Genomic DNA, 14,489 nt, shown 5'->3' with positions numbered 1-14,489 from the left:
GAACGCGCAGGTCAACGGCCAGATACGGCGAGGTTGCATGCAGCCTCGCCGATTTTTATCATATGAGCCAAGGGCACCGAGCCGAGCGGGGTCGTGTATTTCGGCGCATCGGCCTTTTCCGGATATACGCCTTCGTTCAAGTCGCTCGCGTTGTCGCTCAAGGCCTGAAAGCTATCCTCTAGCTGCGCGAGTGTGCTCATACGGCGTTTTTCGCCCCGGCGTTACGTTGAGCCATCAGGGTTCCGGCTGACAATTTGCCAATACCGGATGGCTTAGAGTGAACTTGTCTCTTTGATCCAAACTGTCTGCAAATGGAGCAGATTATGGCGCTCACTTAGCGTTCCCCACGTGTCGGGCAAGCCATGCTCCCCAAAACAGGCTTGCAAAAAACCGAAGCGGTTCGTTGAAACCAACGCCCTCCAGCAACGAAATGACCTCGTCTTCCGATCGGGGTGGCTCCGCGCCCTGCAGAATCTTGCCCATTTTGGTCTGGACCTCTTCAGGCCCGGCGCCGTTCATACGCCAGCGTGCTGCCCAGGCTGCCATGAGCAGGGGCTGAGACGCATATGCCCGATAATTCCCCGCCACAATCAGGGGCGCGTCAGGATACAGCCGCATTGCAATCTGCGCCAGAACATCCTGCTTTGCGGCGTTCCCTGGCAAATGGTGCAGCACGCCGATCATGATTGCAGCGTCAAACGATGGAGCTCTATCCAGATCGGAGACGGTACCGAGGACGGTCTCCACCCGGTCAGACACTTCGGCCCTGACCAGATGATCGCGTGCGAGGTTGAGCATCGGTGCTGAAGGATCGACGGCGACAAAGGACCATTGCGGTTCCAGCCGAGCGGCGGCGATGATTTCGCCCGCCGTACCGCCGGCCCCGACAACCAGCACACGTGCCGCCGTTCCTTCGCCCAGAGCTGCAGACAGCATGCAGGCGGAAAGCTCGTGGCAGGCGTCATATCCTGCCAGCGCTATCCTGCTCTGTCGTGCGTATTCCCCTGCGCGGGAGGCGTCAAATTTGGCTGCAGAATCCTGTGTCATGCTGTCTCTTGTCTGTTTAGACGTGCTGGCGTGCTTCGCTCAAGGAGGATACAAGATTTGCGATCAGGAAAGGGAGGAAATACATGACTGAAAGTTCAGATTCCGGGCGAAAACATGATCGGTTGACGGCTTTCCTGAAAGCCTTTCATCTTGGCGCATCACGTTGCGATTGTGCTGAAGCCGCTAACCTCCTGATCATCAATGTCCATGGCGCAGGTGAACCGACCATCTGCTTTATCGCGCCAGATCCACGGCGTCGCTGCCGGATGGCGCAGTTATATGCGCTGGCGCCACAGTGGATTTTGGCGGTAGTGCCAATCCGTTGGTCGGTGCACTGCCAGACGAATTGTGCCTTTCACTGGCCAACGAACCGGAATTGCGCGGTTTGTCTCAACTGATGGTGGCCGAAGTCGAGGTCGCCCGCTGTGGTGGCGGTACTATCGAGGCGCGTCTATGCGAGATCATCGTCGTGCTTGCGATCCGCAAGGCAATAGCGATCGGCACGGTCGATGCGGGATTACTGGCGGGTCTGGCGCACCCCGCACTGCATCCCAGCCTTGTGGCCATACATGACAATCCGGCGCGAAATTGGCGGATTGCGGACCTTGCCGCCATAGCGGATATGTCGCGCGGACAATTCATTTCCACCTTCACGCAAACCGTTGCCCAGTCGCCTATCGCCTACATGAATAGCTGGCGCCTGGCGCTCGGACGAGCAGAACTGCGCGCCGGGCGAAGTGTCAAATCGGTCGCCGCCTGGGTCGGCTTCGGCAGCGCCGCCGCATTTTCCCGCGCCTATTCCCGCAAGTTCGGCTCACCGCCGGCCCAGAGCAAACCACGAAAATGAGGCAGAGGATCTTAATTCCCTACAGCGCTTCGGCCCTCTCGGCCAATACTGAGGCCACTTTCCAGGGCACGCCCGCCGATGCTCGTGTCGAGTGGCACAATCTGGGAGAGTTTCCCAGAGGAACGTTCGATTTGGCGACCGTCATGTTTCTCACACGAGATCTTGGGGAAGCTGCGAGCGCGGCATAAGGACGGAGCGCAAGGCAAGCTTTTGGATTAGCTGCTCGCGGCGGCTTTTGGGCGTTGGCGTTCTGGCGCCAAACGGCCAGAATGGGATCGGGTCTGGCAAGCTGGCAAAGCAGCTTCAATCGGTCGTTGGCCCGCATTAAGTTCACGGAAGCTTTCGTTCGCTAAACCAGCCGATCCTCACAGACGCATCGGTTCACCTTTGAATGCGAGCTAACCAATGGCGTCGACGAGGCGACCCATCGGTTCCTCTTCAGGCGCGCGATCGACTTGCGCGAGAACGCGGAAATGGCAACGCTGCTCTATTGCATGCGTCGTTACCTTTACAGCTAAGGCCCCCCCGCGATGATTGCTTCCGGGAAGTCAGCCCGCATAGTGAACGGCGGTAATGGGGTCGGCTCCGCCCAGTCGGCAAAGCGCCTTCGTGTCGGTCACAGAGGCCATCATGGGACGCGCCTGAAAGCAGGCAACGCTTCGCAGCGGCGTAAAACGTCACCTGTGCGCCAAAAGCGGTCATTGGCGCACAAACACTCGCCAAGCCATTATAAAAACCATTCATGGCAGCGATAAAGGCGGCACGGTGGCTTCCGTGGCTTGGAAGGGATATCGTCATTCCGATCACGTCAATCTAGCCTACTCAACGCGCCCGACCTCGTGTAGCGTCGGAATGGGCAGTAAAAGGTTTACCATGTCGCTCCTCGATCCCGACGCAATCCATCCTATCACCCTGCCTGACGGCAGGGTTTATTCGGACACAGTGTATCTAAAGAACGTCGTCGACCATCCTCGTATCGAGGTCGGCGAATACAGCTACTTCACGCATTCTGGAACCCCAGAAGAGACAGCCCAGATACTTGCCCCTTATCTCGGTCACACATGTCGCGAGCGGCTGCTGATCGGCAAATTTGTACAGATTGCTAAGGGTTGCTACTTCATAACCAGCTCGGCCAATCATCCGATGACTGGTTTCACAACTTATCCATTTCGAATCTTCAAGCCCGAGACGTTTGGCTACAAGGAACTGCCGGTCAAAGACACGGTCGTCGGTCATGACGTTTGGATCGGCCACAACGCGGCTATCATGCCTGGTGTGCGCATTGGCGCGGGTGCTATCGTGGCCGCAGCCTCGGTCGTTGCTCGCGATATCCCGCCTTACGCCGTGGTTGGCGGCAATCCCGCTACCGTGATTAGAATGCGTTATCCCGCTGAGGTGATAGATGTCCTGCTTCATATTGCTTGGTGGGACTGGCCAATCGAGAAGATTGAAGCCAATTTAGCATCTCTGAGTAATGGTGACCTTGACGCTCTCAAAATCGCCTAGCGCCGGGCTCGCCATCTCGTAATGTTCGCAATCGGCCCAAGGCTGTCATGTCGCAGAAGCGCCATTTGGGGACCTTGACGGTAGGACATCCCGCCGTATCCTCACCCGCAGTTGCAACGGGGTGACCGCCATGGCTGAGGTAACAGAACACACCATAGATCGGGGCGATGGCGCTCGTGTTCAGCTATTCCAGGCGCGTGCTTCGGATCGACGAAACGGAGCGATACTGTTCGTTCACGGTAATCAGGGAGGACTTCTTTTAGGTGGACAGGAAGCGGTCGAAGATGGATCGCTCGTCCGGTTCTCCTCGCGCCTCGGCATAACAGCGGCCGCCGTATCGCAGCCTGGTTTCGGCACATCGGACGGACCAGCGGATTTCTGCGGACCGTCGACACAGAAAGCGATTGTCGCGGCGTCGGATTTCCTCAAGCGGCAGCCATCGGTCGATCCAGAGCGTATCGTACTTTATGGCAACAGCCGTGGGGCTGTCGCCTCTGCCATGGTGGCAACCAAGGTGGCCGATCTCAAAGCGATCATACTGACTGGAGGCGTCTATGACTTGAGAGACGCCTACAAGACAAGTGCACGAGGCCTGCAAGAGGCTATCCGAAACGAAGCAGGTATCTCAGACGAGGCCTTCCTGGATAGATCCGCACTCTATCATGCTCATAGCATCCGATCAGAAACCCTACTTCTCCACGGCAAATATGATGATCGTGCATCGGTCGATCAGGCTGAACGATTTTCCGAGGCTCTTGCAAGGTCGGGGGTCCCTGTACGTTTTCACGCGCTTGATGGCGGTCATCGGCTTCCCCGCGATCAGGTCACTCCCATTCTCCGCGATTTCCTTACCCGCGTGTTCGCACCGATGGCGACTATTCATTGATGGTCGTCCGCTTAGGGCCGACTGCCGTCTTCCGCTTTGCGCCAATTGCGGCCGTCTTGCAAGCTCGTTTCAAGGTTCAGCCGAAGTAACCCGATATGCCATTCCCAGCGATCGCGGAGCAGTTTCTTTGAAGCCAAATTTTTCGTAGAGTTTGTTCGCCGGAACGTCGGCGATCAGACTGACATAGGCCGAGACGGGCAGCTTTCGCGAGACATACGACATGATTGTCTGCATGATGGTTTTCCCCAGTCCTCGTCCCTGATGGTCGGGATGAACAGCGATGTCGACAACCTGGAAAAAGCAGCCTCCATCGCCGATCAATCGCCCCATCCCGATTGCCGCGCCTCGATGCATGACAACGACCGAGTAAACCGTACCCGTTAGCCCTAACCGGGCAGCCTCTGGCGAAAACGCACTTAGCCCGGCGACAGAACGAAGATGCAGGTACTCTTCTACTGTCGGCAAACGGGACGCGGTGCTGTATTGCGATTGTTCAATCTTATCGGACGCTTTCCAAATTGAGCCCATAAAGTAGCGATTATTTGCCACTCCAAACAGGGTCAGTTGTCAATGGACGTTCAGGACCGAGCTCGACTTCCTCTCCGGGCCGAAGGTCGTCTTCCGCTCGCGCCTTCATTCCAGTCACAGACACCGTGTTTGCCCGTACCTAAATGCAGACATGGCTTTACATCCCGGTGCTTGCTGCTTGCGCTCGCACGAGCAATCGCTCCGCTGGACGGTTGGGGGAAGGCATCCCGCGGCAATTGACGGTGCGAGACGGCTGTTATTCCCCCTATCGGCACGAAAGTTACCCTCACGGGTGACGATGGCGGCAGTGAAGTTGCCAACGCAGCGTTTGTATGGCACCTCGTTTACATGCCAAATTTGCGAACGACATAAGGATGCGACCGTGGGAGACGAAGTTTGGGGGACGTTAGTCAAAGAATTCTCTGATGTTCCAGACGCGTCGGCCATAACTCGCATCACTGTGCGCCTTGTGATCGCGGCGGTACTCGGTGGGGTTCTCGGGTTCGAACGCGAGAGCAAGGGCAGAAGTGCTGGCTTGCGGACTCACATGTTGGTTGCCGTAGGTGCTGCACTTTTCGTTTTAGGTCCACTGCAGAGCGGCATGCAGATCGGCGATCTGTCACGGGTACTGCAGGGTGTCGTTCAAGGAATAGGCTTCCTCGGCGCGGGTGCTATCATAATCCGCTCGGCGCAGCGGGAGGTAGAAGGGCTCACCACAGCGGCCAGTATCTGGGCGACAGCCGCGATTGGTGTAATTGCCGGCCTGGGAATGGAGGTAACGGCCGTCTTATCGACCGCGATCGTCTTGGTCATTCTCGCAGCGGTGCCTCACATCTTGCCCACGCCATCCGAGACGGACTCAAAGTCTAGTGGGGACGATTGACCGTAGGACGACAGCGAAGATGTTTCGGCCTCAACTCAATCTGTAGCAGGTACCGCGAAAAGGCTGAAAAGCGCCAAAAACGGTCATGCGACCTGTATTATCGTCGGGATCCCGCGATTGAGGGAGTTGGCGACTGTGCACACCGACCACGCATGATCGATCAAGGCTTTCGGATCGGAGCCGTCCGATGTCTCGCACTTTACAGATAGCACGGCTTTGGTGGCGACCAGCGGTACACCCTCTAGGTCAAGTGTCACTGTTACGGCAATTTGTTCGATTTTCACGCCACGTTCATGGGCGACATAGCGTAGGTCATTACAGTAGCAGCCTCCTATTGCTAGAGCGAGCATTTGGCCGCCATTGAAACCGAGACCCAATCCCCCGGCCTTGCCTTCCGGCCGATCGATGACCACCGTATGGCCGCCAGCCCAACCCATCGCTGCCTCAGTGCCGGCGACGTTCCGCAACTCGATGACCGACCGCACCATCACATAACTCCGTCCATGTCTGAGCTTTGCAAGTTCGTGGCAAACGTTGGCGTGGTCAACTGTGTTTTCGAACCTGTTCTTTAAACGATGAGGTTTGAGGCCGCTCGGGGCGGCGGCCAATTTGGCGAGAGTGCACCAGAAGCGGCCGTTCCGGCAACGGAGAGTCCAACTTGTGGCTGGGTGCCGTTGGAGTTAAGGAATGCCCGCAATTTCGGGAAATGCTACACTTCTGATGTCCACCATGTCGAAGCTAATGAAAGGTTGGCTTGGCTCAATAACGCAGTTTTGGCGGCATCCCGTTGAGCGCCAACTACCACAAATTGTGCGAACCCCCGCCGATTTAGCTCCGATTTTGCGCGCTGTAACAATGCTGCACCCGCATCGTGCCAACGATCTTTAGCAGCAACGCAGAAGTCATCGATCAAAGCGGTCGCCCCACCCGGATCGTATACTTGCGGAGTTGGAAACTCTCGCGCGATAAGAAAACCGACGATCAGTGTGTTCTCAACGGCGACAAGAGACACGTTGTGCTCATCAGAGAACAGTTTTTCAAACCATGAAAGAGTCGAAGCAGCTGAGTTAGCGGCTTTCTTCCAAAAGCGCGGCTCGTAGTTCTCGTATTCTTTGCGTCTTGCTTCGACAAGCTCCACGCACCGGAGCGCATCCTCTTTCGAGGCATTCCTAATTTGCATCTGGCTAACCTTGTGGCTGCATTCATCTGCGATGGCAGCCAGTACAGTGTGGCGAAACACCTCTGTCAACATCTGCTATGGGCCAACGGCCGACTTGGCGCGGAAGCGCCAATTGCGGACATATAGCGTGCTGGAAAGAATGATGAACTCAGCTCAGCGATAAGCCTTCTTCAAGTATGGACTGCTTCACCGCATCCCGTTCTTTTACGCGTTCATACCAGCCTCTGAGGTTGAGAAGATCGTCGAAATGGATATCTGCACCATAGTATGACTTCAGCCATGACGCTTGTCCCCAGCTTGTCAGAGCGAACAGATATGCATCGGCGACCGTGAAATTCTCGCCCATCAAAAAACGCTGCGATGCCAGCAAATTGTCGATCCATGCGTAGCGCTTTTCCAGCTTCGGCGTTGCTGTTTCGAGATATGCACCCGCCTGTTTCGCATAAAGAAGTGGAATGAAGCCCTTGTGGATTTCGGTCGATAGGAAACTCAGCATCTCCTGCAGCTTGTAACGCTCGAAAGTGCCGTTGGCGGAAGCGAGGCCGGATTGAGGCTTCAGATCGGCCATGTATTGGACGATGGCTGGCCCCTCGAAAAGCATCGCGCCGTTCCCCACGTCCAGGGCCGGAATGTAGCCATTGGGATTGATGTCGTAATAGTCTTGGCCCCCTTCAGTCTTATGATCTTTGAAGTTCACCCTGACAAATTCGATATCCAACTCCAGTTCGTTGGCAACGATGTGTGGTGAGAGCGAGCAAGCGGCGGGCATGTAGTAGAGTTTCATTAGTCGTCTCCTGGATTTCAGTGCCTCGCGACATGTTGCACGAGGACCAAAATCCACTTAGTTGACGCGGTAGAGAAATGTAAGAACGCAAAATAATGTCATCTAGGTACATAAATTATACCGGTTTTCAGGAGGTGCGAATTTGAAAGACACCGTCACCGGTTGTTCCGTTGAGCTCGCAATGCATCTGCTGGGCGGAAGATGGCGTTTGCTAATCGCATCCTATCTCATCGATGGTCCAAAACGGTTCAACGAACTCAGGAGGCTCATACCGGGCATTTCTCAAAGGATGCTGAGCCTAGACCTCCGTGCATTGGAGGACGCCAGCTTGATTGCCAGAACCGTTTACCCAACAGTTCCCGTAAAGGTGGTGACCTTGCCCCGTTGAGATAATCCATTTTGAAGTAAGCTCTGGCCCATCGAGAGGACCAGGGAATGAAGCGCAACCGTTTCACAGACGAACAGATCATCGGCATTCTGAAGGAACATGAGGCTGGTACGCCGGTCTCGGAGCTTTGTCGCAAGCACGGCGTCAGCGATGCCAGCATTTATAAGTGGAAGGCCAAATTCGGCGGCATGGACGTGTCGGAAGCCAAACGGCTGAAGACGCTGGAGGACGAGAACACGAAGCTGAAGCGGCTTCTGGCGGATGCGATGCTCGACAATGCGGCTTTGAAAGACCTTTTGGGAAAGAAGTGGTGACGCCCGCAGCAAGGCGGAAAGCTGTTGCACATCTGATGGGTTACCATGAGATGAGCGAACGGCGGGCGTGTAAAGCCATCGGCTTTTGCCGGATGACGATCCGTTACGAAACCAGGCGCAGCGATGACCGTGACCTTCGCGAGCGGATGAAGGCGCTGGCGCAGGAACGCCGCCGCTTTGGCTATCGACGCCTTCATGTGCTGCTCAGGCGCGAGGGTCACCATGTGAACCACAAGAGGCTCTTCCGGCTCTATCGGGAGGAGAAGCTGACGGTGCGCAAGCGCGGCGGTAGGAAACGAGCGATCGGCACACGCGCACCGATGCTGATCCCGATGGCTGCCAATGACCGCTGGTCGCTCGACTTCGTGTCGGATCAACTCACCGATGGGCGCAGGTTCCGGGTCCTGAAGGTTGTAGATGATTGCACCAGAGAATGTCTGGGCCTTGTCGCCGATACATCGCTTTCCGGTCTGCGGGTTGCCCGTGAGCTTGATCGGATCATCGAGGAACGTGGCAAACCCAGGATGATCGTCAGTGACAACGGCAGCGAGTTCACCGGCAACGCGATCCTGCAATGGACGGATCGGACCAAGGTGGAATGGCACTACATCGCGCCCGGTAAGCCGATCCAGAACGCCTTCATCGAAAGCTTCAATGGGCGGCTGCGAGACGAGTTTCTGAATGAAATCCTCTTCTCGTCACTGACCCATGCTCGATCAGCGCTTTCAAACTGGCGCAGCGATTACAACGATCACCGACCGCACTCGGGCCTCGGCTGGCTGACACCCGCCGAGTTCGCTCAGACCATCAACCCGCGACGTGATGCGGTGCTGCGCAGCCGAAATGGCTCCGCACCGCAACCCGCCGCTACCGCCGCAAATACAGCAACCCAAAACCGCTGGAGCGAACTCAAAATTGGATAAAACTTGGGGGCAAGGTCAGTGGAGTATGCGCTCACCGAAGAAGGACGCCGTCTGGGTAAAGTTGTCGCAGTCGTTCAGGAATTCGGGCTTTGGCTGAAAGATAGGAATGCAAGCTGACCTGATGTCCGCTTCGGGCGGGGAACTGCCCTAATGCAAAGCACCAAGTGCGGTAAGGCTAAGCTGGCCGTCTGTTGCTGGCCGACGAAAAGCCACAGAATGAATCCCAGCGACGCCCCCAACCAAGCATGGCAACAACTGACCGAGAGTTATCGTTGGCTTCGCAGTAAGCGTGTCCAGATGGCAAAAGATGAACGCTAACAATCCGGTGCCAAGTAACTGCAACAATACGGCTCCAACCAGGCGTGTTCTGACGGAATATTTGGGTTTTGAGTAGCGAAAATATGTGACCAAGACGCCCTCCTTTGACGTGGTCGCGTTCGATGGGCCGCGACCGCCTTAAAATTCGTACAACCTCAACTAGAGTTGAGGTCAAGGGGCAATGGCACAAGAGTCAACCTTTTGGCAGAGTGTCCGACGGGCGAGATGAGAGGTTTGCGTGTCAACTATTATGAGGACTAACCGACTGCTTCTCAGGGAAGTCGAAAAACAAGACCTAGACGCGTTGAGCAAGATTTACGCCGACCATGAATGCATGAAATTCTATCCAAGCACCAAGTCGTCATCGGAAATCCGGACTTGGTTTCAGGAGCTTTCATTCGACAGCTACCTCAAGCACGGCTTCGGCCTTTGGGCAGTAGTTGACCCTTCTTCTGGACAGGTCATCGGCGACTGTGGGATTACTCTCCAAGAGACCCCTGAAGGCACCGAACCGGAAATTGGGTATCATCTTTGGCGTGGCTTCTGGGGGAACGGCTTTGCTACTGAGGCTGCGACAGCTTGTCGGGGCCATGCGCTGAACACCCTTGGCCTGGGCAGGGTGGTCAGCATAATAAGCCCCGAAAATATACCGTCGCAGAAAGTCGCGGAAAAAGTCCATGACCGAATGGAGGTCTACCAAAAACGGCTCCAGAGCAGCGGGCGCATCGTAAATCGATACCTGTATATTAGCCAAGCTCAATGACCACTACGGGCCAACTGCGGTCTTCCGCTTCGCGCCAATTGTGGTCATTGTGGCTGCTGCTAAACTTCCTACTCTGCGGCTTCGAAGAAGCCAGCGAAACAAGTTTAGCTTTAATTTAAGATGTTGTGAGAACAGCTTAAATCCTAACGAAGTTGGTGCGGCTTTAGATTTGGAATATTTCTCAGCGATAGTTGGTACTTTGGAATTCCTTCGGGAAAACCCTGACGGCATCCATCGCTCGGTAAAGAAGATTGAGCGACTTCCTGCTCCCAGCGAATTGAGTTGGTGCTTAGAAGGTGCTCCGCTAGTAGATTTCTGCGGACTCTCTGACGTTGAGCACGTAACGTCCCTTTATCTTGTTGAATGCCGCAAGCTCACCTCCTTTCGGGGGATCGCAACGCGATTTCCGAAGCCTCAAAGCTCTTTGGGTCTATTCATGTGATCAACTGAATACACTTGATGGGTTGCAATTTTTGAATGAACTCCAAGCTTTAACGATCTGGCCGTCCTTCTCCGGTAAGAACAAGGTTGACACGTTTTCGCCGCTCTCTGACTCAACCTCACTGAGCACACTAATCTTCTCGGGCAATGTCAGCGATGGTTCGTTGAAGCCTCTTTGGGGGTTGAAACTGCTTCACCGGCTTTTTCTGTCAAACAATTTCTCTTGGCAGGAATTTGCTCAGTTCGAGGCCCAGCGACCGGATGTCAATTTCCCTTGGAAAGGCGGCGTCGTCTATAACGCCAACCCGGCAATATTGACCTGTCCATCCTGCGGTAAACCGCAAGCACTGCTGTCTGGTAAGGGGATCAAACTGTGCTGTCCCGATTGCGATGCTGATCGCCTAGCTAAGCACATCAAACGCTATACCGAATTGTCGCGCAACTCCTGATTTTTCCACGGCCAATGACCGGTTTGGGCCATCATCAGACACAGGATACTCACGCCAACCGCTTGTAAGGTTCAGGCCCGCAGAGAAATGCGCCGGGTGTTGTTGCGGTCACCTGTCTGAACGCGAAGGAAAACGCAGCAGTGCTTGAGAAGCCTGCATCACTCGCCACCTCGGCAACTGACTTACCTCGAGCGAGCTGCTCCATCGTTCTAACAATCCGCGCTCGTTGCCTCCAGGCTTTGAGCGTCATTCCCGTCTCCGCCGGGAACAGGCGGCTTACCGTGCGAACAGAGGTCGCAGCGCGTGATGCCAACTCGTTCAAGTTCATGCGATTGCGATGATCGCCAAGAGCGATCTCAGCTACCCTCTTTGCGACAGGGTCACCTGGCATTGGAAGGTAGGTCGGCGCATCTGACACTGCGCTCAATTCAAAAAGTATCAGCCTCACTACAAGTTCTGCTTTAACCGACGATGCATCGTCTTTGACAGCCGCGGCAAGCAGTGAGTGCAGTAACGGTGTGACCTTGGATGCGAAGGCTCGATCCGGGAAATTTGGAGGAGCCCAGGTCGCGATTGCAGATGGTTCCCACTGCACCATCCAAAGCTCGGCGTCCGTTATGATATCCAGACGATGGGGAACACCTGCCGGAATCCATGCCGCAAGCTGAGGAGGTGCAAGCCAGACACCTTCGTCAGTATGAAGCTGGATCATACCCGATGCGGCGTAAGTGAGTTGGGCGTCATCATGGGAATGTAGTGGCAGAGCTGAACCGCTAGGTTTGCTCATGCGATGGATCGTGAACGGCGGGTTCATATGATTGGCCTGTCTTCGATGTGGATTGGCATCACATCGGGAAGATACACATTTATAACGGAGCAGATCAATATTCGGGAGAAAAACAATGAGAGCTGCTGTGATCCGGGAGTACGGGTTGAACGATGTGGTGGAGATCGTTGAAGTGGAACGGCCAGAGCCGGGTGAAGGCGAGCTCCTGGTCCGGGTCCATGCGGCTGGTGTGAACCCGGTGGACTGGAAAATTCGCGGTGGTACGGGCCAGCGCATGGGGATGACCCTGCCGATTCATCTTGGGGGCGAACTTGTCGGCACGATCGAGAAGGTCGGCGCTGGCGTGGACAGTTTTCAGCAGGGTGAGACCATCTTCGGTATGGTACATACGGGTGCCTTTGCAGAATATGCGGTTGCCGAGGCACAAAATGTCGTTCGGGTGCCCGATAATATCGACATCATTCACGCAGCGGCTCTTCCACTGGCAGGCTCCACGGCATGGCAGGCGCTTTTCGACGAAGCAGGACTTTCTGCCGGACAACGTCTTCTGATCACCAACAGTTCGGGTGGGGTTGGTTCTCTTGCCGTGCAGTTGGCCAAAGCAAAAGGAGCGCACGTCACGGCAGTCGCCTCGGGCCGTAACGAGGAGTTTGTCCGGGCTCTTAGGGCTGACGAGTTTATTGACTACACGACCCTACGATTTGAAGACGTAGCCCGTGACATTGACGTCGTGCTCGATACAATGGGTGGTGAGGTATTTCAGCGCGCCTTCAAAACCCTCAAGAAGGACGGGTTCATGGTCACGGTTGTAGCCTTTCCCGACGACGAAGCCGAGCGTTACGGTGTCCACGTGAACAGGTCATTTACAGTTCCGAGCGCGCGCAACTTGGCTTCCATTACGCAGTTGGTCGAGGCTGGCAAAGTTGTGGCGCACGTTGATATGGTTCTGCCTCTAGACGCGATCCGAGAGGCGTTTGCGCTATCTGAGGCTGGACATGTCCGTGGCAAGATCGTTCTCAAACTCACTGACTAAACTGTTATCTCCAGATCGCTTGCCTTCACTATGTCGGTTCAGTGGAAATTGCAGACGTCAGTTTCGCGCCAAAAGCGGTCATCGCATAAATTCAAGGAATGCCTGTTCTAAGGTATATGGCTTACGTCCTCCGAGCAGAAATGCTTAATTCCAGGAATGACAGAACCTACGCCCGAACAAATCGAAAAACTCGCTACCGCCTTTGAGCGCTTTACCCGTCGTTTCAAGGTCGCGGAGGCAGCGGCAGTCATGCAAAACTCGCTCAACCCCCTCGACATTCAGGCGCTTCTTTTCATTGATGAGCATCCCGAGTGTAATCTGGGGGATGTAGCCCGGCATCTTCAGGTCGCGCTGACGACAATGTCGTCTTCGGCCGACCGGCTGGTCCGTCGGGAGATGATTGAACGGCAGCGGCCAGAGGCAAACCGCAGGTCGGTGGCTCTGACAATCACGGACAAGGGGCAGCAAGTGGTCGCAGGCTATATCGATGGATATCGAGCCTCCTGCAAAGCGATGCTGCGGGCGCTTGATACCGTTGACCAAACCGAATTTCTGAGGATTACCCAACAGATCGCAAAATACGAAGGTTGAATATTACGAATATCGTAGTATGTCTCTGACATCGAAATGATCAGGGACGTCATCATGACCCACACACCGCCCACTGCACTCGTCACAGGAGCAAACAAGGGTATTGGCCTCGCCATCGCACGGCAGCTTGGCGCAGCCGGACACACGGTCTGGCTGGGGTGCCGAGATATGTCACGGGGTGAGATGGCAGCTTTCGAACTGAGAGAAAACGGGGTTGACGCCCGTGCAGTGCAACTCGATGTTACGGACGATGCGAGCGCGTCCAGTGCCGCCAAAACTATCGAGAGTGAAGTCGGGCATCTCGACGTTTTGGTCAACAACGCCGGGCTCATGTTTGGTTCGCCTCCCTCTCTTGCCGAGGAGTCAATTGACGAGATTCAGCAAATGTTCAACACCAACGTTTTCGGGGTGATGCGCGTCACTCAAGCCTTTTTGCCGTTGTTGCGCAAATCGAAGGCGGCCCGGATCGTAATGATGAGCAGCGGCCTCAGTTCGTTGACGGATGCCTTGGACATGCGGAGCGAAACATGGACGGTCGGTTTTGGCGGATACTGCGCCTCAAAGACTGCACTGAACATGTTGACCGTCAAGCTTGCGAAGGAGCTTGATCGGGAAGGGATCAAAGTGAATGCGGTAGACCCCGGCCTGACATCGACTGATATGACAGGCAACGGACCGGGGCACTCACCTGAAGATGGCGCACGCCCCGCATTCGCTCTAGCAACGACGCACGCATATGGACCGACAGCAGGGTTCTACGCTTGCGCTCCATCAGGCGAACTTGTGCAAAAGAGTTGGTGAGACGCATTCAGCGATTATGG

At 55.4% G+C, this 14,489-nt stretch carries 17 protein-coding genes and 1 pseudogene; 11 read left to right on the top strand and 7 right to left on the bottom strand.

From position 1 onward, the window contains the following. Positions 1–11: 11 nt before the first annotated feature. Both CRP02_RS01290 and CRP02_RS01285 read right to left on the bottom strand, forming a co-directional pair. Entirely contained in the window at positions 12–200 is a 189-nt protein-coding gene (locus CRP02_RS01290; protein ID WP_097169960.1) for a hypothetical protein, read from the bottom strand. Between the two features lie 130 nt (positions 201–330). Beyond that, positions 331–1,047: a class I SAM-dependent methyltransferase gene (locus CRP02_RS01285; protein WP_097169959.1), complete on the bottom strand. Its 717-nt coding sequence runs from the start codon at positions 1,045–1,047 to the stop codon at positions 331–333. A 295-nt stretch (positions 1,048–1,342) separates the two neighbouring features. Here CRP02_RS01285 and CRP02_RS01280 point away from each other — a divergent pair, with 295 nt between their 5' ends. From CRP02_RS01280 to CRP02_RS01265, 3 genes are all read left to right on the top strand, one after another. Next, complete coding sequence (locus CRP02_RS01280) at positions 1,343–1,894, top strand: AraC family transcriptional regulator (RefSeq protein WP_323455297.1); 552 nt, start codon at positions 1,343–1,345, stop codon at positions 1,892–1,894. Positions 1,895–2,767: 873 nt separating this feature from the next. Further along, entirely contained in the window at positions 2,768–3,400 is a 633-nt protein-coding gene (locus CRP02_RS01270; protein WP_019565710.1) for a CatB-related O-acetyltransferase, read from the top strand. Positions 3,401–3,530: 130 nt separating this feature from the next. Further along, positions 3,531–4,286, top strand: a complete 756-nt coding sequence (locus tag CRP02_RS01265) for an alpha/beta hydrolase family protein (protein WP_097169958.1) — start codon at positions 3,531–3,533, stop codon at positions 4,284–4,286. A gap of 69 nt (positions 4,287–4,355) precedes the next feature. On the opposite strand, the gene CRP02_RS01260 is transcribed toward CRP02_RS01265, so the two are convergent. Beyond that, positions 4,356–4,814 (bottom strand): GNAT family N-acetyltransferase, encoded by a 459-nt coding sequence (locus CRP02_RS01260; protein WP_097169957.1) that lies wholly within the window; start codon positions 4,812–4,814, stop codon positions 4,356–4,358. Between the two features lie 382 nt (positions 4,815–5,196). On the opposite strand from CRP02_RS01260, the gene CRP02_RS01250 reads away from it, so the two are divergent. Then, positions 5,197–5,697 carry an MgtC/SapB family protein gene (locus tag CRP02_RS01250; RefSeq protein WP_323455296.1) on the top strand — a complete coding sequence of 167 codons (501 nt, stop codon included), beginning with the start codon at positions 5,197–5,199 and terminating at the stop codon, positions 5,695–5,697. Between the two features lie 83 nt (positions 5,698–5,780). Here the strand turns inward: CRP02_RS01250 and CRP02_RS01245 are convergent, their stop codons facing one another. The 3 genes from CRP02_RS01245 to CRP02_RS01235 all read right to left on the bottom strand — a co-directional run bounded on the left by CRP02_RS01245 (position 5,781) and on the right by CRP02_RS01235 (position 7,661). Beyond that, positions 5,781–6,185: an OsmC family protein gene (locus CRP02_RS01245; RefSeq protein ID WP_003517291.1), complete on the bottom strand. Its 405-nt coding sequence runs from the start codon at positions 6,183–6,185 to the stop codon at positions 5,781–5,783. Between the two features lie 221 nt (positions 6,186–6,406). Next, on the bottom strand, positions 6,407–6,835 hold the full coding sequence (locus CRP02_RS01240; RefSeq protein ID WP_323455295.1) for a GNAT family N-acetyltransferase: 429 nt from the start codon (positions 6,833–6,835) through the stop codon (positions 6,407–6,409). 190 nt (positions 6,836–7,025) lie between these two features. Continuing rightward, positions 7,026–7,661 carry a glutathione binding-like protein gene (locus CRP02_RS01235; protein ID WP_097169954.1) on the bottom strand — a complete coding sequence of 212 codons (636 nt, stop codon included), beginning with the start codon at positions 7,659–7,661 and terminating at the stop codon, positions 7,026–7,028. Between the two features lie 142 nt (positions 7,662–7,803). On the opposite strand from CRP02_RS01235, the pseudogene CRP02_RS01230 reads away from it, so the two are divergent. The 4 genes and pseudogenes from CRP02_RS01230 to CRP02_RS27770 all read left to right on the top strand — a co-directional run. Beyond that, positions 7,804–8,031, top strand: a pseudogene (locus CRP02_RS01230) (winged helix-turn-helix transcriptional regulator); the annotation flags it as partial. A 65-nt stretch (positions 8,032–8,096) separates the two neighbouring features. Further along, positions 8,097–9,286, top strand: a protein-coding gene (locus CRP02_RS01225; protein WP_097169953.1) for an IS3 family transposase whose coding sequence is annotated in 2 segments (ribosomal slippage) — positions 8,097–8,346 and positions 8,346–9,286 — 1,191 coding nt in all. Because the reading frame shifts where the segments join, the coding sequence is not laid out codon by codon here. A 568-nt stretch (positions 9,287–9,854) separates the two neighbouring features. Further along, complete coding sequence (locus CRP02_RS01210; protein WP_003517283.1) at positions 9,855–10,367, top strand: GNAT family N-acetyltransferase; 513 nt, start codon at positions 9,855–9,857, stop codon at positions 10,365–10,367. 473 nt (positions 10,368–10,840) lie between these two features. Beyond that, positions 10,841–11,257, top strand: a complete 417-nt coding sequence (locus tag CRP02_RS27770; RefSeq protein WP_323455294.1) for a hypothetical protein — start codon at positions 10,841–10,843, stop codon at positions 11,255–11,257. Positions 11,258–11,306: 49 nt separating this feature from the next. Here CRP02_RS27770 and CRP02_RS01200 read toward each other — a convergent pair whose 3' ends face one another. Continuing rightward, positions 11,307–12,071: an AraC family transcriptional regulator gene (locus tag CRP02_RS01200; RefSeq protein ID WP_097169952.1), complete on the bottom strand. Its 765-nt coding sequence runs from the start codon at positions 12,069–12,071 to the stop codon at positions 11,307–11,309. Between the two features lie 88 nt (positions 12,072–12,159). Between CRP02_RS01200 and CRP02_RS01195 the strand changes: the two genes are divergently transcribed. From CRP02_RS01195 to CRP02_RS01185, 3 genes are all read left to right on the top strand, one after another. Further along, positions 12,160–13,077: an NADP-dependent oxidoreductase gene (locus tag CRP02_RS01195; protein WP_003517277.1), complete on the top strand. Its 918-nt coding sequence runs from the start codon at positions 12,160–12,162 to the stop codon at positions 13,075–13,077. Positions 13,078–13,233: 156 nt separating this feature from the next. Then, positions 13,234–13,668, top strand: coding sequence for a MarR family winged helix-turn-helix transcriptional regulator (locus CRP02_RS01190; RefSeq protein ID WP_010974414.1), 435 nt, complete (start codon positions 13,234–13,236; stop codon positions 13,666–13,668). Positions 13,669–13,722: 54 nt separating this feature from the next. Continuing rightward, positions 13,723–14,469, top strand: a complete 747-nt coding sequence (locus tag CRP02_RS01185) for an SDR family oxidoreductase (protein WP_010974415.1) — start codon at positions 13,723–13,725, stop codon at positions 14,467–14,469. Positions 14,470–14,489 lie beyond the last annotated feature (20 nt).

The sequence above is a fragment of the Rhizobium sp. AN5 genome, assembly GCF_900215255.1.
Taxonomy (GTDB): domain Bacteria; phylum Pseudomonadota; class Alphaproteobacteria; order Rhizobiales; family Rhizobiaceae; genus Agrobacterium; species Agrobacterium tumefaciens.
The sequence above is the reverse complement of the archived record's forward strand: the minus strand, read 5'-3'. Positions and strand labels throughout refer to the sequence as shown.

What these genes read in the sequence shown, in the direction of transcription:
- CRP02_RS01185 (WP_010974415.1), top strand. Translation starts at nt 13,723, where the DNA reads ATGACCCACACACCGCCCACTGCACTCGTCACAGGAGCAAACAAGGGT.
- CRP02_RS01260 (WP_097169957.1), bottom strand. Translation starts at nt 4,814, where the DNA reads ATGGGCTCAATTTGGAAAGCGTCCGATAAGATTGAACAATCGCAATAC.
- CRP02_RS01190 (WP_010974414.1), top strand. Translation starts at nt 13,234, where the DNA reads ATGACAGAACCTACGCCCGAACAAATCGAAAAACTCGCTACCGCCTTT.
- CRP02_RS01200 (WP_097169952.1), bottom strand. Translation starts at nt 12,071, where the DNA reads ATGAACCCGCCGTTCACGATCCATCGCATGAGCAAACCTAGCGGTTCA.
- CRP02_RS01270 (WP_019565710.1), top strand. Translation starts at nt 2,768, where the DNA reads ATGTCGCTCCTCGATCCCGACGCAATCCATCCTATCACCCTGCCTGAC.
- CRP02_RS01245 (WP_003517291.1), bottom strand. Translation starts at nt 6,185, where the DNA reads ATGGTGCGGTCGGTCATCGAGTTGCGGAACGTCGCCGGCACTGAGGCA.
- CRP02_RS01195 (WP_003517277.1), top strand. Translation starts at nt 12,160, where the DNA reads ATGAGAGCTGCTGTGATCCGGGAGTACGGGTTGAACGATGTGGTGGAG.
- CRP02_RS01290 (WP_097169960.1), bottom strand. Translation starts at nt 200, where the DNA reads ATGAGCACACTCGCGCAGCTAGAGGATAGCTTTCAGGCCTTGAGCGAC.
- CRP02_RS01285 (WP_097169959.1), bottom strand. Translation starts at nt 1,047, where the DNA reads ATGACACAGGATTCTGCAGCCAAATTTGACGCCTCCCGCGCAGGGGAA.
- CRP02_RS01210 (WP_003517283.1), top strand. Translation starts at nt 9,855, where the DNA reads ATGAGGACTAACCGACTGCTTCTCAGGGAAGTCGAAAAACAAGACCTA.
- CRP02_RS01265 (WP_097169958.1), top strand. Translation starts at nt 3,531, where the DNA reads ATGGCTGAGGTAACAGAACACACCATAGATCGGGGCGATGGCGCTCGT.
- CRP02_RS01235 (WP_097169954.1), bottom strand. Translation starts at nt 7,661, where the DNA reads ATGAAACTCTACTACATGCCCGCCGCTTGCTCGCTCTCACCACACATC.